Source organism: Sphingobium psychrophilum (assembly GCF_012927105.1).
Classification (GTDB): domain Bacteria; phylum Pseudomonadota; class Alphaproteobacteria; order Sphingomonadales; family Sphingomonadaceae; genus Sphingobium; species Sphingobium psychrophilum.
In genome coordinates, this window is sequence record NZ_JABBFV010000017.1 from 70,906 (window position 1) to 89,676 (window position 18,771).

At 60.7% G+C, this 18,771-nt stretch carries 17 protein-coding genes and 3 pseudogenes; 14 read left to right on the forward strand and 6 right to left on the reverse strand.

Going from position 1 to position 18,771, the window contains the following annotated elements; all coding sequences use genetic code 11:
• Positions 1–70: 70 nt before the first annotated feature.
• On the reverse strand, positions 71–607 hold the full coding sequence (locus tag HHL08_RS19065) for a TonB-dependent receptor (protein WP_206377987.1): 537 nt from the start codon (positions 605–607) through the stop codon (positions 71–73).
• 13 nt (positions 608–620) lie between these two features.
• Positions 621–1,013 carry a hypothetical protein gene (locus HHL08_RS19070; protein ID WP_169574603.1) on the reverse strand — a complete coding sequence of 131 codons (393 nt, stop codon included), beginning with the start codon at positions 1,011–1,013 and terminating at the stop codon, positions 621–623.
• Between the two features lie 56 nt (positions 1,014–1,069).
• Between HHL08_RS19070 and HHL08_RS19075 the strand changes: the two genes are divergently transcribed.
• The 13 genes and pseudogenes from HHL08_RS19075 (at position 1,070) to HHL08_RS19135 (ending at position 15,236) form a co-directional block, all read left to right on the forward strand.
• Positions 1,070–1,207 carry a transposase gene (locus HHL08_RS19075; RefSeq protein ID WP_169574607.1) on the forward strand — a complete coding sequence of 46 codons (138 nt, stop codon included), beginning with the start codon at positions 1,070–1,072 and terminating at the stop codon, positions 1,205–1,207.
• A 130-nt stretch (positions 1,208–1,337) separates the two neighbouring features.
• Positions 1,338–1,649 (forward strand): annotated as a pseudogene (locus HHL08_RS19080) (TraC family protein); the annotation flags it as partial.
• Positions 1,646–1,975 (forward strand): hypothetical protein, encoded by a 330-nt coding sequence (locus tag HHL08_RS19085; RefSeq protein ID WP_206377988.1) that lies wholly within the window; start codon positions 1,646–1,648, stop codon positions 1,973–1,975. The pseudogene HHL08_RS19080 and the gene HHL08_RS19085, both read left to right, overlap by 4 nt.
• A gap of 125 nt (positions 1,976–2,100) precedes the next feature.
• Positions 2,101–2,673 (forward strand): conjugal transfer protein TraW, encoded by a 573-nt coding sequence (locus HHL08_RS19090; protein WP_328804696.1) that lies wholly within the window; start codon positions 2,101–2,103, stop codon positions 2,671–2,673.
• A 23-nt stretch (positions 2,674–2,696) separates the two neighbouring features.
• Positions 2,697–3,683 carry a TraU family protein gene (locus HHL08_RS19095; RefSeq protein ID WP_169574622.1) on the forward strand — a complete coding sequence of 329 codons (987 nt, stop codon included), beginning with the start codon at positions 2,697–2,699 and terminating at the stop codon, positions 3,681–3,683.
• Between the two features lie 328 nt (positions 3,684–4,011).
• Positions 4,012–5,967, forward strand: a complete 1,956-nt coding sequence (locus HHL08_RS19100) for a hypothetical protein (RefSeq protein WP_235955149.1) — start codon at positions 4,012–4,014, stop codon at positions 5,965–5,967.
• The gene (gene traN / locus HHL08_RS19105; RefSeq protein WP_169574608.1) at positions 5,964–7,073 is read left to right on the forward strand and encodes a conjugal transfer protein TraN; all 1,110 of its coding nucleotides are present in this window, start codon (positions 5,964–5,966) and stop codon (positions 7,071–7,073) included. Before HHL08_RS19100 ends, traN begins: the two co-directional genes overlap by 4 nt.
• 469 nt (positions 7,074–7,542) lie before the next feature.
• Positions 7,543–7,956 (forward strand): type-F conjugative transfer system pilin assembly protein TrbC, encoded by a 414-nt coding sequence (locus tag HHL08_RS26165; RefSeq protein WP_328804698.1) that lies wholly within the window; start codon positions 7,543–7,545, stop codon positions 7,954–7,956.
• Complete coding sequence (locus tag HHL08_RS19115) at positions 7,928–8,527, forward strand: S26 family signal peptidase (protein ID WP_169574609.1); 600 nt, start codon at positions 7,928–7,930, stop codon at positions 8,525–8,527. The genes HHL08_RS26165 and HHL08_RS19115 overlap by 29 nt, the downstream gene beginning before the upstream one ends.
• Positions 8,527–9,381, forward strand: a complete 855-nt coding sequence (locus HHL08_RS19120) for a conjugal transfer protein TraF (protein WP_169574610.1) — start codon at positions 8,527–8,529, stop codon at positions 9,379–9,381. The genes HHL08_RS19115 and HHL08_RS19120 overlap by 1 nt, the downstream gene beginning before the upstream one ends.
• Before the next feature lie 47 nt (positions 9,382–9,428).
• Positions 9,429–10,013, forward strand: coding sequence for a thioredoxin domain-containing protein (locus tag HHL08_RS19125; protein WP_169574625.1), 585 nt, complete (start codon positions 9,429–9,431; stop codon positions 10,011–10,013).
• Between the two features lie 2 nt (positions 10,014–10,015).
• Complete coding sequence (locus HHL08_RS19130) at positions 10,016–11,485, forward strand: conjugal transfer protein TraH (RefSeq protein ID WP_235955150.1); 1,470 nt, start codon at positions 10,016–10,018, stop codon at positions 11,483–11,485.
• Between the two features lie 94 nt (positions 11,486–11,579).
• The gene (locus HHL08_RS19135) at positions 11,580–15,236 is read left to right on the forward strand and encodes a conjugal transfer protein TraG N-terminal domain-containing protein (protein ID WP_235955151.1); all 3,657 of its coding nucleotides are present in this window, start codon (positions 11,580–11,582) and stop codon (positions 15,234–15,236) included.
• Here HHL08_RS19135 and HHL08_RS19140 read toward each other — a convergent pair.
• The 3 genes and pseudogenes from HHL08_RS19140 to HHL08_RS19150 all read right to left on the reverse strand — a co-directional run bounded on the left by HHL08_RS19140 (position 15,220) and on the right by HHL08_RS19150 (position 16,809).
• Positions 15,220–15,663: a hypothetical protein gene (locus tag HHL08_RS19140; RefSeq protein ID WP_096063539.1), complete on the reverse strand. Its 444-nt coding sequence runs from the start codon at positions 15,661–15,663 to the stop codon at positions 15,220–15,222. The genes HHL08_RS19135 and HHL08_RS19140 overlap by 17 nt on opposite strands.
• Before the next feature lie 321 nt (positions 15,664–15,984).
• Positions 15,985–16,177, reverse strand: a pseudogene (locus tag HHL08_RS26300) (IS630 family transposase); the annotation flags it as partial.
• 275 nt (positions 16,178–16,452) lie between these two features.
• Positions 16,453–16,809 (reverse strand): PilZ domain-containing protein, encoded by a 357-nt coding sequence (locus HHL08_RS19150; RefSeq protein WP_141249547.1) that lies wholly within the window; start codon positions 16,807–16,809, stop codon positions 16,453–16,455.
• Positions 16,810–17,258: 449 nt separating this feature from the next.
• Here HHL08_RS19150 and HHL08_RS19155 point away from each other — a divergent pair, with 449 nt between their 5' ends.
• Complete coding sequence (locus HHL08_RS19155; protein WP_096063541.1) at positions 17,259–18,200, forward strand: methyltransferase domain-containing protein; 942 nt, start codon at positions 17,259–17,261, stop codon at positions 18,198–18,200.
• Positions 18,201–18,443: 243 nt separating this feature from the next.
• On the opposite strand, the pseudogene HHL08_RS19160 reads toward HHL08_RS19155, so the two are convergent.
• A pseudogene (locus HHL08_RS19160) lies at positions 18,444–18,650 on the reverse strand (transposase domain-containing protein); the annotation flags it as partial.
• Positions 18,651–18,771 lie beyond the last annotated feature (121 nt).

Below are 18,771 nucleotides of genomic sequence, written 5' to 3' on the forward strand. Positions count from 1 at the left end.
CGCCGCCCGCTCTGTTTGGCCGTGCTGGTCGGTTCTTCCGTTGAGGTGCCTTACCCACCCCGTTTCGCGGTCAACTGCCGAACAGGTAGCGCACCTCGGCCCCGACGATCCGCGGCGCACCGTAAAAGCTGCTGAACACACCCAGCGCCGCCGAGCCCACGTTGCTGGAGGAGAGATAACTCTTGTTGAACAGGTTGCGCGCGAAGATGGCCGCGTCGATGTTGGTGCCGGCGATGCCTTTCAAGTCGAAGCGGGCGTTGAAAAGGTCGTAAGCGGGCAGGACATTGTCCGACGAGCGCACCTTGCTCGAATGGTAGTAGTCGACAGAGATCACTCCCTCGCCGATGCGATCGGGCAGCGGCAGCGTCCAGCGTGCACCGCCTGTCAGTGTCGTCTTGGCGACAAGATTGAAGGGCACCTTTGCGTCCCGCAGGTAGGGGAGCAACGCAGTCGGCACCGTAAGCGAGCGGGATTTGAGATTGAGAAAGGTCGCGCCCGCATCGAAGGCGAGCCTGCGCGTCGGCGCGATCCGGCCAGACAGATCGATACCCGCAACGCGGGTCTTGCCTGCATTGACTAGGCGGCGTGGACAAATTCCGGGCGTCAATATTGGGTGAGCATCAGAGACCCCAGATCGTGCCGCTGATGATGACGCTTAGAACGATATAGATAAAAAGAAGCAGTAGACCCGCGTAGAGGGTGCCTGTCAGCCAGAACCATCGTGGTGCAGCATCGCGCATTTCTGATCGGCCATACGCGGACGGCATGCGGCCGGTTGCGAGGCCCACGTAGAGCAGCCATCCGACAATCTGCGGGATGAACAGAAACGCCGTGCCACCTACCAGTGCGCGCCAGTCTTTCGATGTCGAGCCAATGACAAGCCAAGGGATTGCGGCAACGCCGCACATCCCCGCCATGAGCGCCAGCCGCTGCCTCGTTCTCCAACCCCACCAGATCATCACGAAGGTATCGCATTCCGGTCGAATGACCGCAACATCATGGATCGACGGCATGCCTCTATTGACGCCGCACGGAAGCGTTGATTCAAAGCTGCCTTTTGGAGGCAGGCTTGAGCCGGGGCGATCTCACCGAGGCGGAATGGCGCATTCTAAAGGATCTGCTGCCGATCGAGCGTAAGAACCGGGGCCGAGGCAGGCCACCGGAACAGAACCGTTCGATCATCAACGGCATACTGTGGCGACTGTAGGTGAGAGCGGTGATCGGCCCAACGCCAGGGACCGTCATCAGGCGCGCGCAAACTGGATCTGAGGCAGCCCTCTTCTCCAATATTCGGTTCGAGGCGCGCAGTTGCGCTTCGATCACCTCGATGGATGCCATACGAGCGAGCCGTCGAGAACAAGATCCTCGACTATTCCGGTTTCGTTCTGGATTTGCTGAAATCTGTCAGGAATAACAAGCCTTTCTACTCGGAAGTTTTCATCGATTCTCCGCTTGGTCTTGGCATCGCCCGCCTCGTGGTCGATCCCTTTTCCTACTGGATCAATACCTCGGCACCCCAGGAAGTCGCGGCATTCGAGTCGCGCCTCAAAATGGGGCGCTCGCCGCTCGAAGCGATTTGCGACCTCTCGGGCGTCGATGCGCAGGAGATAGTGGGCCTGCCCGTCCAGCAGCAGGGAGGCAGACGATGAACGGCGCGCTTCCTTCGGACAGACAGCGGCAGACATTAGCCTATACGTCAAAGCAGATCGAAGAGCTGGTTGAGGCGCGCGCGGCGGAGAAAGCGCATGCCGACGCGCTTTACTGGCGTATCCGTCTCGTCTGCATCGAGACGCTGCTTTTGGGAACGCTCGTTCTTATCGCTGGGCTGATTATCGGCGAGCCGGTCAAACTGGTGCTGCGTGCCGCAATCATTATCGCTGCAGGGTGCCTTGCCAGCGGCATGCTGCTGATTGGCCTGAGCAATGCGACCAACTCCGCATGGAAACGCCTCAAGCTCCTGGGGCGGCGGCCATGACGTGTCTCACAACGATGCCAGCGGATCGGCAGCATCGTCCTGTTGCTCGTCCGACTAGCGATGGCGATTGCGCCGATCCAAGACGGCGTCATGCCCTGGCGCGCCATGCCCTGGTTGGCGCGCTTGTGGCCGCACTGAGTGCGGGAGCCGCCAGCGCGGCGACATCGACCATCGGCCGAACCTGGCCGATCGCCGAGCCTGACGCGATGATGGAGATCGAAGGGCGCGCGGCGCGCGCCCCCGGCCTTGCCTCACAGCTGGGGCCGCGCGCCTCCTGGTCGGCGATGCGCGCGGCAACGCTTGGCAACGCTGCGGAAACCCGCGTGCGCAAGGTGGTACCCTTCTATACGCTGGAGCAGGATATTGCGCTTCCAGACGGGAAGATACTCTATCCCAGGGGCTTCACCTTCAATCCGCTCGATTATGTCGCGCTGCCCCAACGGCTCGTCATCGTCCATCCCCGCAATCTGCGTTGGGCTTTGAAGACGGCGCGTCTCACCGATTTCATCCTGCTGACGGCAGGCGATGTGCTCGAACTTTCCGAGCGGACCGGACGACCGCTTTTCATCCTGGAGGAACGGGTCAAGGCAAGGCTCGGCCTCACAGTCGCACCGGTCATCGTCGCTCAGGAGGGCAAGGTGCTTGTCCTGCGCGAATATGATCTGAACAACGACCGTCAATTAGGCAAAGGGCTGTGACCAAGCGCTTCACCCTCGCCTGGATGGCGCCCTTCATGGCTGCCGCTGCATTCTGCTTGGCCACGCCGGCCTATGCCTCCAGATGCGAGGCCGGCACCATCTTCAACCCGATCACGAAGGTCCGCTGGAACTGCATTTTCCCGATAACGATCGGCGGGGTGAAGGTCGGGAGCTTCGACAAGCTCGACAAGGAACTGGACGCTCAGTCTGCATCGAAGCCACTTTGCGCCTGCCGCAAGGGCGCGACCTTCTGGTTCGGCGTCAAGGTCAGCTTCTGGTCGCCCAATCGCATGATCGATGTTGTGACCGAGCCTGGCTGCATGATGGCGCTGGGCGCTGATCTGCTCCCGACGGGCGGACGCCTTCAGGGCAGTCAAAGCTCGATCGCCGACGGCACGAACAGCCAGAAGATGTTCGCCCAGATGCACTATTATATCGCCCCCGTCTGGAAGATACTCGACATGTTCACCGACCTGCCCTGCATCGAGGATGACGGGTTCGATGTCGCGATGATCACCGAGGTCCTGCCGACCTGGCAGTCAGGCACGCTTGGCGCCATCATCCAGCCTGAAGGCATATTGTTCGGTAATCCTGCGGCAGGTCTGGCCTGCATGGCCGACAGTGCTGCTGCTGCTGCTGGCAAGGTCATCGATCCGCTCTTCTGGTGCATGGGCAGCTGGGGCGCGACCTACCCGATCGCGGGCGACATTCATTTTGGTGACAGCGTCGAGGCATGGGCCGGGCTCGCTGCGCGCGGGACCTTCATGATGGGTCGTCTGGGTGCCCTTACCATTTCATCAGCCGATGGCTGCTCATTCAAGCCGCAGCCCATCTGGACCAAGAGCCGCTACAAGCTCCAGATCATGGAGCCGGTCAAAGGCGGAAAATGCGTCAATATCGGTCGGCCCGGCGCGCTCTGGTCGTCGGCCAAGCATGCGCCGGGCAAAGACAATGCCCAGTTCATGCTCTTCGAAAAGGTGATCTGCTGCGCGGGAATCTCGACGCCATGAGCAGATCGTCCACCAGATGCATCGTGCGCGCCCATGAGCATATCCCAAGGTCTGCCCGCCGCAGGCCAAACGGCAAAGCGGACGCGCATGATGCAGGAGCGGCGCCGACGCCCCCAGACGGCGTCGCTCCAACCTTGATCAGCGCGGCCGTCCCATCCCCTGAGCACCTACGGCCAGCCCCTTCTGGCCGTGCTTGTCCGACGGCCGCGCTGATCCTTTCAAAGCGGCGGACAGCGCGCCGTCCGCTGGAGAATCATCGAAGCGAGGAGCACGCGCCATGCGCCCAAATTCTCGCCCTTGTCGCGCAGCATATTGAGGCGGCGCGGTGATGCGCGGTGCCGACCATCTGCTGCCTTTCTTCGCCGTCGGGGCCCTGCTCCTTGGGCCTTGTGCCCTGGCGCAGGTGGGCGCGCCCAGTCCCCAGGATCGTGCCCGTGCCGCAGCAGCAGCCTCGCGCGCGAGGTCGAGCGACAGCGACGCGCTGCAGTCCAACTATGTGACGCCCGGTCTTGCCGGGCAGTCAATTACGACCGTGGACAACAAGACGCGCTTCACGCCGTCGCTCAACTGCCAGAAAACGGCGACCCTGCTGGAACTCATGGTTCAGCCTGGCTCGAGCGGAGACTTAACCCAGGTCCGCATTTCGCATGATCGCGATTTCGATGGCGCCTTCGACAGCCATACGGTGCTGCCGGTGCCGGTCTCGGGCGTCTGCGCCAATGGCGTTATCGCCTGCATGCCAGGTCGCTGGGAAGGGTGCCGATCCTACAGCTGGAGCGTCGATGCGAGCCGGACCATCGGCCTTACGCAGACTGACATGACACAGCTGTCGGGTTGCTACTGCCTCAATAATAGCTGTGGAACGAACCTTGCCTGGGGAAATATGGCCGGCCTGCTCAAGGATCTGGGCGGCGGGGTCATCGGCGCCCTGACGAGCGCCGATCCGCGGATCGGCGTTGCGCAGGCGCAGGTGGAGGGACCGGTCATCCGCTATACCGGCGCTCAGACCACGGCCTGCTCGGCCAACCCGACGATCGATCAGACCCGATACAGGGCATCTCCGACTGCACTGGCAAGCGATGCACAGAGCGTTGCTGCCTCCAGTTCCATCTTCCAAGCGGTCAAAGCCTCTCCGGCAGGCACAGGCAAAGCCGAACAAATATCAGCCTGCACGGTCATGCGGGACATCAGCATCAACCAGCCAGACACCGACGCGATCATCAAGCGTTCGACTGGTGGCTATGCGACCGCCCAGTCGGGACCTGCGCAACTGGCCTTCCTTATCGGCTCGCCGACCGACGATTCTCTCAAGGGCGGGGCATGCAGCATCTTCGATTTTCGCATGACACTCGATGTCGGCGAAGCCGATCGCCTGCGAGCGGTCAGGCTTGCGAGCTATTTTGCCGATGACTGGGTGCAAATACGGGTGGACGGAACGCTGGTCGCATCGGGCCCCACAGCCTGGACCGGTATGGGACCACCTCCGGGCAAATGTGAAAAGCGCAGGAGCTTTCATGCAGCGCCCGAGCTGGACATCAGCGCCGCCATGACGACGGGCCCCCATGAGATATGGATGCGCGTTGCCGTGGGGAACGAGGGTGAAGCACAGGCAAGGATCGTAGCTGACCTTGATCTTGGCTGCCGGGCAAGCGAACGGATCGTCGACCTATGTGCAGGGATCGCAGGCCAGCAACAGTGCCGCCTGCGCGATGAAACCGTCGATGACGTCGTCACTTTCCGGAACGGCGCAGGGACCGGCCTTGCCCCGCTGCCTCAGACCCGCACGCTCGGGACGCCCGCTTGCCAGGTCCAGATCACGCGCGACTTCTTCCGGCGCGATCGGCGCTATGCGTGCGCGATAGATACAGCGGATATGTCCCCGCCTGACCTCACGCGCGGCGCCTACATCATCGATCGCTCGACCGAAACCCTTCTGGCGGACCGAGCGCGCAGCGCCGAGGGCAGTTACCAGGAGAGCAGCCGCCCCTTTGCGATGCCCGACCGGGGCGCGGTTGCGGCCTGCGAGCCCATCTGCAAGACGCGCAAACCCCGGGTGAACAGCGACGCCGCGCCTCAAGGCGTGGTGGGGTCGCTTCAGACCGACCCGCAAGGGTGGGACGTCTTCTACCATAGTTGCGCAGCGGATTCCCTTTGTCCTGCAGGTGACGGCGAGGAACTGGTGTCGGCCTGCGGCTGCCTCGACGATTTCCCCGAAGCCGTCGCCATGATGCAGACGGTCCGCCTCGCTGGCGCCGACCTTGTCTGCACGGCCAGCCGCCGATGAAGCGGCTCGCAACATTCTTCGCCAGCGCTGGGCTACTGCTGCTTGCTACCTGCGGTCATACGCAGGCGTCGTTCGCGCAAACGCACGATAGCTACAGGTGGATCTGCGCCGTCGATCGCAACGGCAATGACGATGCCGCGGATGAAGGCGAGGTCGCCAGTTGTGCCACTGTTGCTGGCGGCGGGCATGCCTGCCCCATCGGCCAGACCGCCTGCCTGCTTGGGGTCGACCATCGTTACAGCTGCCCCTTGGGAAGCCAGTTTGCGTGCCTGTCGCTAGACGGCGTGTCACCGCCCAGCTGTTCGCCTCATGCCTGCATCGATACGAGCATTAATCCTGTGGAAACAGATGTTCCCATCGACGATCCAGGCACGCTGGCCGATGGCACGGTCGATGCCGATGGCAATTGTCTCGGCACGATCGAGATATTCGGTGGCCGCAATCTCAGATGCCGTCCGCCAGGTCTTAGCGTCACCTTCCAGAACTGCTGCAAGGACAAGGGCAAAATAGTCAAGGACGGCATGGGCTCGTCCATCAGTTCTATCGGTACCAAGATTGCCGTCGCCAAGGGCGTCTTTACGGGCGTCAAGGCGGCCTACACGGCATTTCGCGCTGGGGCGACGGCGGGACAGGCCGCAAGTGCGGGCGCCAACGCGCTGATCGTCGGCATTGATCCCACATCGATTGCGATCAGCCTTGCCATCAACTTCATGATGGAGGTGCTGCTGCAGGGCTGCGACCAACAGGATATGGAAGCAGGCATGCTGCGCGGTTCTGGCATGTGCCATGAGGTCGGCACCTACTGTTCTTCGAAGATCCTGGGGATATGCGTCCAGAAGGCCAGAAGCCAATGCTGCTTCAATTCCAAGCTCGGACGCATCATCCAGGAGCAGGGACGCCCGCAGTTAAAGGCGTTCGCCAGCGGTTGGGGCGAGGTCAAATCGCCAAATTGCCGGGGCTTTACGCCCCAGGAGTTTCAGGCGCTCGACTTCAGCCGCATGGATCTCTCCGAATATTATAGCGAGATCGAGGCCCGCCCGGCCGCACTCATCCAGAACGACATGAAGGATAATGTCGATGCCTATATGCGCGTCATCAATCCCTGACGCCCTCAAGCGTCTGTTGGCTTGCCTTGTCCTGGCTGCGCCAGCCGCGCCTGTCTGTGCGCTGGAAATCAGTCACCCCGGACCGCAGGAAACGGGCGCGCATCGGACTTTGACCAACGAGCCCAATGCATCCGATCGGCTGAAGACTGCCATGGATGCGCGAAGGCCCGCCTCCACGAAAGGGCCCGCTTCCATCCCCGACATCCCGCATGAGGAACGCTCCCGAGCATTTGAGGGCCTCAGAGCTCGTAGCGCGTCGCCCGATATCGAGAGCCGCGCCCGTTCGGCAAGGGAGAGGGCCGCCATGCAACTCGAAACGCAGCGCGAGGCCATGTCGGCGCGCCTCCATCAGGCGATTGGCCTTGCGCCGCCCGATCCTTCGCCAGCAACGAGGGCTGCGCAAGACAGCAGAGCAGGCACGCACTCGCCATCCGACACCTGGGTGCCCGTTCTGTTCGTATCCTCATCCATGCCGATTGAAACGTTGCGGACCTATGCCGGACAGCTCGAGCGCGCTCGCGGCGTGCTTGCCTTTCGCGGCGTGCCAGGCGGCCTTGTCCGGATCGAACCTATGGCGAGGCTATCCGCACAGATTTTGCGGCGCGATCCAGGCTGCGAAGGTCCGTCCTGTGCGATGCGCGACGTCCAGCTCATCGTCGACCCGCTCCTCTTCCGACAGCAAGGCGTTGCGCGCGTGCCCGCCCTCGCCATGATCCCAGGCGACCCGACCAGACCCTATTGCGAGCGCGAGGATGATCTGCCCGCGCGCCCCGACCATCTTGTCCTTGGCGACGCGGCGCTGTCGGGGCTTCTTGAAGAATATGGCCGGATTGGCGGAGGAAGGGAGGTTCGCGATGCTCAAGCTCGCCTTTCATCTCGGTAAGGCGGGATCGATCCGTCTCGCGGCGCTTCCGCGCGAGGCAGCAATCGCCCTTGGCGGGGCGGTTGCCGATCAACCGCCAAGCCCTCGCCGCCTGTGGATCGCCAATGCCGTCATCCTTCCGCTCGCCTGGATGGTCTGGTTCGCCCTTCATCACTATGTTCTGGTGATGAGCGCATCAGTCAACGCGTGGGTTGTGCAACCCGCGCCGGGCTTGATCGCAAAGGGCGACCTTGTCTCGTTCGACCTCGTTCATCCGCTTGCAGGCCCGGTGCCGGTGCGCGTGACGAAGCGGGTCATGTGCGTGGGTGGAGAGAAGCTGCTTCAGATCGCGCTTCCGATGGACGCCAGACATCACAATGCACGTTCTGCCTATTTGTGCGATGGCAGGTTGGTTGGCGTATCACGGGCATTCGGTCGCAACGGACAAGCCCTCGCGCCCTATCCTTGGGGCGACCACCCTATCCCGCCGGGACAGGCCTATCTTGGGTCTGATCATGACGACGGATTCGATAGCCGCTATTATGGTCTGATCGCGATCGAGCGTCTCACACGTATGGAACGGGTGCTGTGATGGCCCGCCTTCGCCTCGCTGTCCCGATCGTGTGCGCGCTCGCGCCCATGTCCGGTCACGCCCAGACATCCGTTGACCAGGCTCGGGGCTATTGGTGGTATCAGGCACCTCCCCAGACCAGGTCCGATGCAGACGAGCCCATCCTCGAGAAGCCCGTCATTCCACCCATGAAAGAGCTGGCTCGCTGGACCCCGCCACGCATCGCCAAACTCATTGAGGCGCAGCGCGATTATGCGGCGACCGTGCTCAGCATCGAGGCCGTATCGGACTTCTGGCGGCTGCAGGATTTTGCGCGCCGCAAAGCCCGTGCTTTCGCCGGCGTCACCCAATTGGCCATGCTCGCGCATCCCGAACTCAATGCCAAGTCCGCCAATCCGATGGTGGGCGATGCGCGCGCCATATTGGGTGCGCAAAAAGAATCTGTGCGCCGCAATTATCTGCGCGCATACGCGCAGCAGTTCGCGCTCGTCATGTTCTCGCGGGAAAGCTGCGGCTATTGCCGTGTCCAGTGGCCGATCCTCCACCGCTTCCAGGACGAATATGGCTGGCAGGTGACGCGACAGGACCTCGACGGCCATCCCGGCATGGGTGAGCGCTTCGGTATCGAGGCAACGCCGACAACCATGGTCATCCGTCGAGGCAGCGCGCAGCGGATGGTGATTGCTACTGGCGTGGAAAGCTTCCCCAATCTTGCGCAGACAGCCTATCAGGCCATCCGCCTGTTGCGTGGCGACATCCGCCCAGAACAGTTTCTAACCGGCGCTGGCGAGGAGGATGGCTTCTTCGACGCGCTTGCCAACGGCCCTGTTTCTGCAGCGTCGGTTGCGGTCGAGCTGCCGGGCAAGGCACCATGAGGGCTGGGATCGACACCCCATACGCCGCCGTGGGCGCGACAAGGGTGATGAAGCCTCTTATTCTGGCTGCTGTGGCGATGAGCCTGGTGAGCGGCATGAGCGAAGGTGCGCGAAGCGCTGCGGTTAGAGAGGCTGAACGCGCCGCTGTCCATCCGGTCGGCTCAGCCTCCCAAATGCACGATTGGCTTGCCCGCGTTCCGCTTACCTGGACCTTCCCGCCTGATTTTGCCGAAACGCTGCGCGGACATGCGCCGCTCATCACGGTCGAAATGAGTACAGCGCCTGGCTGCCTGCCCTGCGGGGATATGTGGAAGAGCCTTCACCGACTGCGCACGCGCTACGGCTTGACGATACGCACGATCGACGCGCGCCAGGCGCTTGAGCGATCCGGCCGCCTCGGCCTTCCCTGGATCGGACATCCGGTCCTCTGGGTACGGCCAACTGCAGATCCAAACAGGACGATCCCGGTCGCGATCGGCACCGACCATGAGGTCAATCTGGCGCGCAACATCTATCTCGCAACCAAGATGCTCAGCGGCGTGCGCCCAGGCATTGGCTTGCGCGCCATGGCGAAGTTTACCGGCATCGTGGCGCCCACGGCCATCCGCTTAAATTCGATCAGGAAGGACTGACGATGGCGGATCTCAGCCTCTTCTCCTCTTTCAAGCACAAGGAACCCGCCATGCCTGCCTTGTCCCGTCGTCATCTTCTGACCTTTTGCTGCGCGGGCGGTCTTGCTCTCTATGGCAATCCAGCGAATGCCCAGAGCTGGGCGGAAAGCTGGTTCGACAATGTCACCTACACCAGCCCCGGGAGCTTCGAGGACCAGACGCGCGGTTATGTCACGGCGGGCGGAATGTCGGGCCGGGTTGATGTTCATAACGACTATCTGATGTCGCTCACGCTTCCCAAGGTGAAAGCTGGTTGCGGTGGTATCGACATGTTCCTTGGGGGCATGTCCTTCCTTGATCCCGACTATCTGGTCCAGAAGCTCGAGAGCATCCTCCAGGCGGCCCCGGCCGTGGCATTCCAATATCTACTCGAGACGCTCGACGAGAAGATGGGGAACATCATCTCGAAGATGGAGGCGGCCACCAATTTCCTCAATTCGATCCAGGTCAACGACTGTCGCCTGGCCAACCGCATGGTCCAGATTGCTCGAGGAGACGATAATATGTCGGGCATCATCGAGGAGATGACCGGCTACAAATCGGTGAAAGAGGGATTTGCCAAAAGCTACCAGCAAAGCCGCGAGAAAATTCAGTCCAACGGCAACAGTCCGACCGAGGATCTCAAGGGCGCGCTCGCCAACTGCCCGACCGAGGTTACCGACATCTTCAGGACCGGCTCGCTGCTCGCCCATGCCGCCCAGCGCGTGGGCGCGGGCAATTGGGCGAGCGTGATGCGCGCACGGGTCGGCGACGTCTACATGCGCTGGAATGAAGCCGACAAGGTTCCGCTATTCTCCGCGATACCGGCCTGCCCGGCGCAGGATGTCGAAGGACCTGACGATTTTCTGACCGGCAAGGTCCAGAAACGGGCGCTCAACGTTCCTGCGACCGCACAGGATTGCTCGCGCGACGGAGAAAAAGGCGCGCTCGCACTGGCGCGTGAGCGCTTGGGCGCGATTGCCGGTAAGATTCGCACGAAATCTGCCCTTTCCGCTGAGGAGCGGCAGTTCGTCGCCAATGTTCAAACGCTTCCTGTCTATCGCATGCTGGAATGGGGCGTGCGGCAGGGCGTGGTCGACTCCGTGATCGGCGACACCGACGAACTGGTCGCGCTCACGCTCGCCTATCAGATGCTCAACGATCTCACCCGTACCATCGATTTCGCCCTGACCAACGCAGAGCGCGGGACAAGCGCCGCAGGTGCCGCCGATAGCGCGAGCGCCAATATCTGCCAGACGCGGATTCTCACTAAAGGCCTCGAACAGTTGCGCGATCTGCGTGAAGAGGTGCTGCGCCAGCGCGCGCAGATGCGACAATCCTACATGGCGGCGCTGAACCAGGCCAACCTCTCGGCCAATTATGCGGGCCTCCTTCGCCAGCGCGACCTCGATGCACGCAATGCCGCAGGTGTTGCCGCCTCTGCCAATCGCTAGGGGGGAAAGAGCTTCGATGAGGATATCCCCTGGACCTTTTTCGATCCGCCACCTTTTCTGCATAGCCGCTGCAGTGGCGGTTCCGGACACCGCAATGGCGCTGGAAGCAAGCTATCACAGCTATGACGGTTTTGAGGAAACGGCCGATGCCTTCCGGCTTGTCTCGATGATTTTCGCCGACCCGCGTTACGAGACGCTCGTGCTGATCATGGCGGTCGCGGGCGTGGCCTTGGGCGCGGTCCTCGCCAGCATCAGGGGCCAGGGCATGGGGCTCGTCGCCTTCGGCTTTCAGATGCTGATGGGCGTCGGACTCTTCGTCGGCTTCGTAGCGACTACCGGCACGGTCCATGTCTACGACCGGGTCCGCAACGCCTATCAGGCCGTAGGAAATGTGCCCAATCTTCTTGTTCTGGTGGCAGGCACGACCAACCTCATCGAGCGCGCTCTTGCCGAGACCATAGACGACAATAGCCTCGATCCTGGCGCCAAGCTTGAATTCGGCGCGGGCGGCCATGCCTTTGACCTGTTCTTCAACGCCGCCTCGCCTCGCGGCCCCATGACCGACACCTTCCTTGATGCTACCCTCAAGGATTATGTGCGCCAATGTTATCCGGTGGCAAGGGTTTCACCCGCTTATGGCGTCGACGACGACATGCTGTTTCGCACATCGACGGATCTTCCCGCCGCCTTTGCAGCCATGGCTGGCCCCGCCACCTTCTCGACGGTCTATAGCGCCCAAAACAAGGCGGGCGAGACGGTAAGCTGCGCGGATGCGTGGGCGCATATCTCCGGGCGGCTTGCTGAACCTGCGCTTTTCGAAGCCTATGCGCGCCAGACCTGCACGCGGACCGGTTTCAATGTCGCAGATGCCAACCAGTTTGCCCGCTGCAAAAGCCAGCTGGGGGAAATGGGCCAGATGATGATGGGCACACCGCTTTCGCTTCAGGCCTTCATGACCGACATCATGCTCGGCAACGCGGTAGGTGACGTTCTTTTCGAGGATTCGCCCGCGACCGCGGCGCGAGTGATGGCCAATCGTGCGGTGATGTCGAATGGGCTTTCGACCATGTCGGCCGTCAATGAATGGATGCCCACGATCCGGGCGACCATATTTGGGATCATGCTCTTCATGGTGCCGGTTGCCCTGCTCTTCGTGTTGACCCCGATCAACCTGCGCGTGCTCTCCTATGCCTTTGGTCTGTTCGTTTTCGTCGCATTGTGGGGCGTGATCGACGCGGGCATCTATCAGTTGACGCTTGGCCGGGCGATGGACGTGCTCGCCGAGATGCGCGCCAATCATGTGGCGGCCAATGCCTGGATGCTTGCCCCTTCGTCGGCCATGAAGGCACTGGCGATCTTTGGGACCTTCCGGACGGCGGCAGCGGGTCTTGCCGGCGCATTCGTGTTCACCGTCTTTCGCTTCTCCGGGAATATTTTCAGTTCCCTGACCGGCGGTTCGGCCAGTATCCAGGCCAGCGCCGCTGGCGCAGGCGCGCCGATGGCCACCAGCGAGGGCTATGCGTCCGCCCTTGAGGCACAAGGCGCGGCGATCGGGACAGGTCATCGCAGGGCGGCCTCTTCCAGTTTTGGCGACTTTGGCGAGCGTGCCTCCTTCTCCTCCTCCCGTTCATTTGGAGAGGCAGGCTCGATCATCGGCGAAGGCGCTGGCGGGGCGCCGGGAAAGACCGCCCTTGCTCTTGGCGGCATCGATGCGCAGCGCGAATTGGGAGGCCTTGCGCCGGCCCTTGCAAAAGGCGACCTGACAAGTCCTGCCGCAGCTCAGGCGGTCCGGGCGAATGCGGCCACTGCGGCCATTCACCAGTTTGCAGAAAAAGACGCTCTCAGATCGCTGGGGACCCGCTATTTCGGCGAGGGCCAGCAAGGCGAGCAGGCCCTTGCGGCATTCGCCCAGACAATGGCGCAGTGGAAGGCTTTCGGCGACCAGAATGCCTATGCGATGATGAAACAGGCGGCGACGCGCCATTTCGAGCGCGGGGGCTACAATGCCAAGGATGCTGACCTCAAGGCGGCGAGCGTTATTGGGGAAGCGTCGGCCGATCCGACTTTTGCCAAACTCATCGCAAATGCCTGGGATCAGGAACAAATGCTCAGAAACGACCTCACCGGTGCTCAGGTTCAGGTGGGCGCGATGGAAGGTCGCCGCGACTTCGCCGGCGATAGCGTCGCCGGGATCGAGCGGGTCAACGTCTCGACCGAACAGGCGCACCGCACCGGTTCGAACCAGGGGCAGCGCGATGCCTCTGCCATGCTCGGCCTGCCGCTGCAGGAAACCAGTCGCCGGATCGCCTTCATCAATACTCTTTCAGGAGAGGCGCGCTCGTCGGCCATCACGCAGCTCGCCCGGGCCACCGGCCGGAATGAAGCGCAGGTCGAAAGAGCTATGGCCACTTATTCGGCCGCAACCCAGCTGGGTACGGCCGACGGCGCAACCTCTGAAGCGGCGAGGGAAGGAACAAGCGTCTATGGCAGGGCGCGCGAGAGTGCTGGCTATGATTTTGCTGAACGGGCTGGCAAGCTCGACGCCCAGCGCGAGGTCGGTCTTGACGGAACGCGCAGCGCAGCGCGGATCGGCGAGCAACGACGGCAGTCGGAGAATTTCGGCTTTGCGCAAGGCGCCGCAGCTGCGGGGGCCTCGACGCGCGAGGCAGCCCGCCTCGATAGTTTCATCCGGACGCTCGCCGACACGTCGGGCAACCAGGTCGATATGGCTGAGGGTGGAGCAAAGGGCGTCGCGGATCGCGCGGGCAATGCGCGGATGACCTCGATCGTTGAGAAGGAGCGTCTTTCCCGGATGCAGGGACTGCTGCGCGCCAACGGCATCGACTTTACAAAGCGGCAGATCGCGATGGATCAGAATGGCGACTTCGCGCTCAATCTGACGCCCCAGGCCGCAGCCCAAATGTGGAAGGCCGGTCTTCTCAACGAAAGTCAGCTCGGTGCCGTCGCCAATGGCGGCCATGCGCGCTTCAGCCTCGCGCACAACGACCTTTTGGTTTCCAGCAGCGCACGGTTCGAGCGCTCGGCTCGCAATGACACGAGCACGAGGTTTGAAGCTGGCAAGCAAGCGGGTCCCGATACCATCGAACATTTCATGGGCGGTGGCGCGGAAGGGCGAGAATCCATGGCAAACTGGCTACGAGGCGGGTTCGAGATGGACCGAAAGGGCCAATGGCGGCTCAAGCCGCAGGTAGCCGACACCCTTCAGCGCGATGTTCAGGCAATCATGGTGCAGACCGGATGGCAGCGATCCATAGCGCGGAGTGCACAGGACCAGAACAGTTTCAGTATAGCTGTCCAGGGAGAGGTATCGGGCGCTAGCGAGAATGCTAGCTCTCCTCACAAAGCCGGACGTCACCGTACAACGGGGAGAGCCGGGGGAGCTCTGGCGATATCCAGTTCGGAAGCGGGAAGCACAAGCGAAACGGTTACCAGCGGTCTAAATATAGTCAATTTTGACGTCCGCCAGGCGATAGCGAACGCGGAGCGATCCGCATCCCGTTCTTCTTCGCCACATCACGCATTCTCAACGGAATTGTCCGAACAAATTCTCGGGAGAGACGGATTGCGTAACAGCTATTTGCGTGACGCTGACGGCGGCCGTGGTACGTTAGACATCAATGCTCCGATGACGTCATTGGAGCAATCATCGTTACTTTCTAAAGGGCGCCTTTCTACCGATCCGGCGGGCGGGCTGTCCGATGGCGACGGGTCTTTCAAGACCCGTGACTGATCTGCGAGGCGTTCAACGGATTGAGCGCATTTTCGGACCATAAGAGACCAGATCGCGGATCAAGCGGATCGATTTCGGCTCGAAGGCCGGAAGGACCAACTGGTCTGTAAGATAAATTATCTTCGAATACGCTGTCACAAGTGCCGTCAAGCTGACCGTCAAGATGCTGCTTAAGCCGATGAAAGCCAAGAATGAGGAGCATGAGGGGCGGGAAGAATGCTACCGTCAAATAGCCCGCAAGCCCCGGTTCGTTCAGCCACCTGAGCCAATCCAATTTGGAAGACATAGCTTTCGCGGCCCAGAAAAGGGTGGCAAGCGCCCACCAAATTTTGGGCAGCCGCGACGACCATACCCAATCGCGCATGCCATCAAACCGGACGGGCTCAGACATATCCGATTCCGCCCTATCCTCGGCCTCGTTCGTCATGTCGGTCCTCCATACGCCAGATATCCAGGAAATACCGGATATTTGATGCGATTTCCTGCCTGCATCCCCCCTTCCCTTCCCTCGCGTTCAAGGTGGATGGAGAAAAAATGCCTCGGAAACCTATGGCATCAATCAGGCGCATCTGCGCTGGCTCCACACAGATGCGATGATCCATCGTCACGGCACTGGACAGGCCTGGTCGTTGATGGCTATCGCGCCGCCATGAGCATCGTTGCAACCATCATGAATTCGGTCACCGGCCAGCCAATCCAGAAGATGACCTTCGGGCGGCTGCCAAGCGCTGGGCGACCTTCAAGTCGCCAGCGTGATGGTTTTGATATGGCCATGCGGACGCCCATGCCCCATCGCTCGCCTTTCGCGCAGCGGCCAATGCGCGGGTGACATTGGCGTCGGCCCCTGTCTCGTCGATGAAAACGAGCCGTTCGGCTCCCAAGTCGATCTGACCGTCGGACATCTCGTGAATTTGATTCAGGACGTCGGGCCGGCCTTGCTCGGTACGCGCTGGACGGAAGCTTGCGATTGCAAGTATGCCACCCGGGCTTTTCCCGGCAAGGCGAGAATGAGATATGAAGCTGCTGGTCGTGTTCGAAAACCGTCGTCTCGCAGCGCTACCAGCACCAAATTTGCCTTAAAAGCCGGCGTGCGATTGCGGCGCGTTCGCTTTGTCACCTTGCCTCCTGATCCGCAGAGACCCTCGCCGCATTCAGGCATGCTGTCCACTTAATCCTCTGCCCGGGGCTCCTCAGGCCACCTCTGTGAACGCAGCATTCATGCGTATCGGTCCGGCATTATGCGTGTGATCGTAATGGGTAGTGAACCGCGCGCAGCTATCGGTCGAATGGCATGCGTCCGGATGAACGTTACTGGATCGACCCGCTGCTCAAGCAGTACACCGCACTTTTCGCGCCCCAGCCAGATTACTCTCGCGCACAGTTCCAAACCCTCTGCCACCAGCGTCATAGGCGTTCCGATCGGTGGAAAACAGCTGCCGCTAAGCTGTGCGCCATAGATTGAGATATTCTTGATTGTTGCAGCTTCGCATTTTCCGTCCCACCAAATAAGGCAATCGACATCGATGGCCGAGCGCGGCTGTTGGCGGCGTTCGTTAGAGAGTATGTCGTCCATTATTCAGCTTTCCTGTCGCTACATCCTTCTCAAACATTGGTGATAATCAATAGTGATCAATGAACCGATGAGGTAATTTTTTCGTTCACCAAAGCCAACCACGTGAACATTTTTTGGTGTTCTGCGGATATGCCGCCGAATGGCAATTTCGCTGTAGGTGACATGATGATATGAAATTTTCTTATGATTGGCGTGTGGCTAATTAATATGTAAATATGCCTCGTTATTCTAGTAATAGTCGTTTGAATCGATCTTTTAAACATTTTATTATAGCCATGTAGAAAGATGGGTGATACTATAATTTCTTTATTATATCTGAACGGCATCACTGGACTAAAGATGCGCTTGCCCGTAGGCAGCAAGTGTCGGTTTTTCGGATATCGGCGGCTATGAATGCTAGCCTCATCCACTTTCAATAACGGTGGAAAGAACTGGGGGAATGGAACAACATGAAATTGCAAGCTTCAACGCGCTCCAATTCGTCCTCGGGCGGCGTTCCACTATTTGAGAAACTGAAGTACACCTGGCAACTGCTGAAGTTCCGTATCAGCGAGCCCGGTGCCATGGATTTTGCAATGCAAATCCGCAACGAGGTGGCCGGTGTTGCCGCAATTTACGAACGCGAAACCGGCAAGCCTGCGAGCCAGGCGCGCGTGTTGGAAATTGGCTTTGGACCGCGCCCACAGCGTGCCTTCGGCCTGACTGGTTTTTTTAAGGACGTTACTGCGGTTGATCTTGATGCCCCGGTGATGCGCCTCAGCGATCTGGTCCGTGTGTTCCGTAAGAACGGCCTCGAACGCGGAATCAAGAGTCTGGCCCGCTACGCTCTGTTCGACGCCCGCCAGTGGTCGACTTTCCACAAGGTTCTAACCGAAAGCACCCCGCATTATCGCCCCGATGCGGCCAAACTGGTGGTCGGCAATGCCGGCGACCACGCCACTTGGGATCAGTTTGGCGGCGCGATAGACATTGTGTTCTCGACCGACGTGTTCGAGCACATCCTTCCAGCCGAACTGGAAGTTCTTCTAACCACAATCCGCAGCCGCTTGGCGCCCGGGGGCATCGTCGTCACACGGCCGGTGGTGTATACTGGCATCAGCGGCGGTCACGCGGTATCCTGGTACCCACAGAATGTCGATGCTCAGACCGACGGCACGACGGCTTGGGGCCACCTGTTGGACCCGGACTTCACGATTAACACTTACCTAAACAAGCTAACCCGGCGCGACTTCGTCGAACTGTTTAAACGTGTCGGGTTCGAAATCCGGGGCGATTTCGCGGAATTCGGCCGGATGGGCGAACAGTGGATGACTGAAGAAAGACGCGCAGCCTTGGCGCATTATGATGATTACGAATTGTTTTCGAACCGGGTCGAGTTTTTGTTGCGATAGCTTAATATTTGCATTCTATATGATCAACACATTGTTACCAACCGCAAATGCACATAATTAATATTACGATTTTAGATTTCAGTCCCATCCCAGCTGGCAGGGAGGCAAATCTCAAAATCAATCCAATAGCCGCGCCCCGGCGCCAATCGTAAGCGCGCATTTCGTAGCACGTTGCTTCCGGAGGCAGAGCGGCCATCATAGTTGACGCTGGACGAGACAGGCCGCCGCAGCGACGTCGGCGGGTCAGGCGTGTCTTGCGAAGTTGAATGGCAGCAGGTCGTCGATATCAGCGTCGTGAGGTCGCTGGGGCAGTTCAGTGAGGACATGGCGTAGCCACGCGAGAGGCTCGACGCCGCAGGCGCGGCAAGTCAGCATCAGGCTGTAGGTGACGGCGCTCGCCCGTGCGCCGTCGATGGTGTCGCAGAAAAGCCAGGATTTTCTTCCTGTTGCCATCGCAGGGTCATTCTGCCCATGTCGGGCAGATGGTAGAGTTTCATTATCGCTGGCATCCATATTACGGCGGTCGTTTTCGGCATGAAGGCCGCGAGGACCGGGCCAATGGCGCGATCAT

What these genes read in the sequence shown, in the direction of transcription:
- HHL08_RS19130 (WP_235955150.1), top strand. Translation starts at nt 10,016, where the DNA reads ATGGCGGATCTCAGCCTCTTCTCCTCTTTCAAGCACAAGGAACCCGCC.
- HHL08_RS26165 (WP_328804698.1), top strand. Translation starts at nt 7,543, where the DNA reads ATGCCGATTGAAACGTTGCGGACCTATGCCGGACAGCTCGAGCGCGCT.
- HHL08_RS19120 (WP_169574610.1), top strand. Translation starts at nt 8,527, where the DNA reads ATGGCCCGCCTTCGCCTCGCTGTCCCGATCGTGTGCGCGCTCGCGCCC.
- HHL08_RS19155 (WP_096063541.1), top strand. Translation starts at nt 17,259, where the DNA reads ATGAAATTGCAAGCTTCAACGCGCTCCAATTCGTCCTCGGGCGGCGTT.
- HHL08_RS19135 (WP_235955151.1), top strand. Translation starts at nt 11,580, where the DNA reads ATGGCGCTGGAAGCAAGCTATCACAGCTATGACGGTTTTGAGGAAACG.
- traN (WP_169574608.1), top strand. Translation starts at nt 5,964, where the DNA reads ATGAAGCGGCTCGCAACATTCTTCGCCAGCGCTGGGCTACTGCTGCTT.
- HHL08_RS19070 (WP_169574603.1), bottom strand. Translation starts at nt 1,013, where the DNA reads ATGCCGTCGATCCATGATGTTGCGGTCATTCGACCGGAATGCGATACC.
- HHL08_RS19100 (WP_235955149.1), top strand. Translation starts at nt 4,012, where the DNA reads ATGCGCGGTGCCGACCATCTGCTGCCTTTCTTCGCCGTCGGGGCCCTG.
- HHL08_RS19140 (WP_096063539.1), bottom strand. Translation starts at nt 15,663, where the DNA reads ATGACGAACGAGGCCGAGGATAGGGCGGAATCGGATATGTCTGAGCCC.
- HHL08_RS19095 (WP_169574622.1), top strand. Translation starts at nt 2,697, where the DNA reads ATGGCGCCCTTCATGGCTGCCGCTGCATTCTGCTTGGCCACGCCGGCC.
- HHL08_RS19125 (WP_169574625.1), top strand. Translation starts at nt 9,429, where the DNA reads ATGAAGCCTCTTATTCTGGCTGCTGTGGCGATGAGCCTGGTGAGCGGC.
- HHL08_RS19150 (WP_141249547.1), bottom strand. Translation starts at nt 16,809, where the DNA reads ATGGACGACATACTCTCTAACGAACGCCGCCAACAGCCGCGCTCGGCC.
- HHL08_RS19115 (WP_169574609.1), top strand. Translation starts at nt 7,928, where the DNA reads ATGCTCAAGCTCGCCTTTCATCTCGGTAAGGCGGGATCGATCCGTCTC.
- HHL08_RS19085 (WP_206377988.1), top strand. Translation starts at nt 1,646, where the DNA reads ATGAACGGCGCGCTTCCTTCGGACAGACAGCGGCAGACATTAGCCTAT.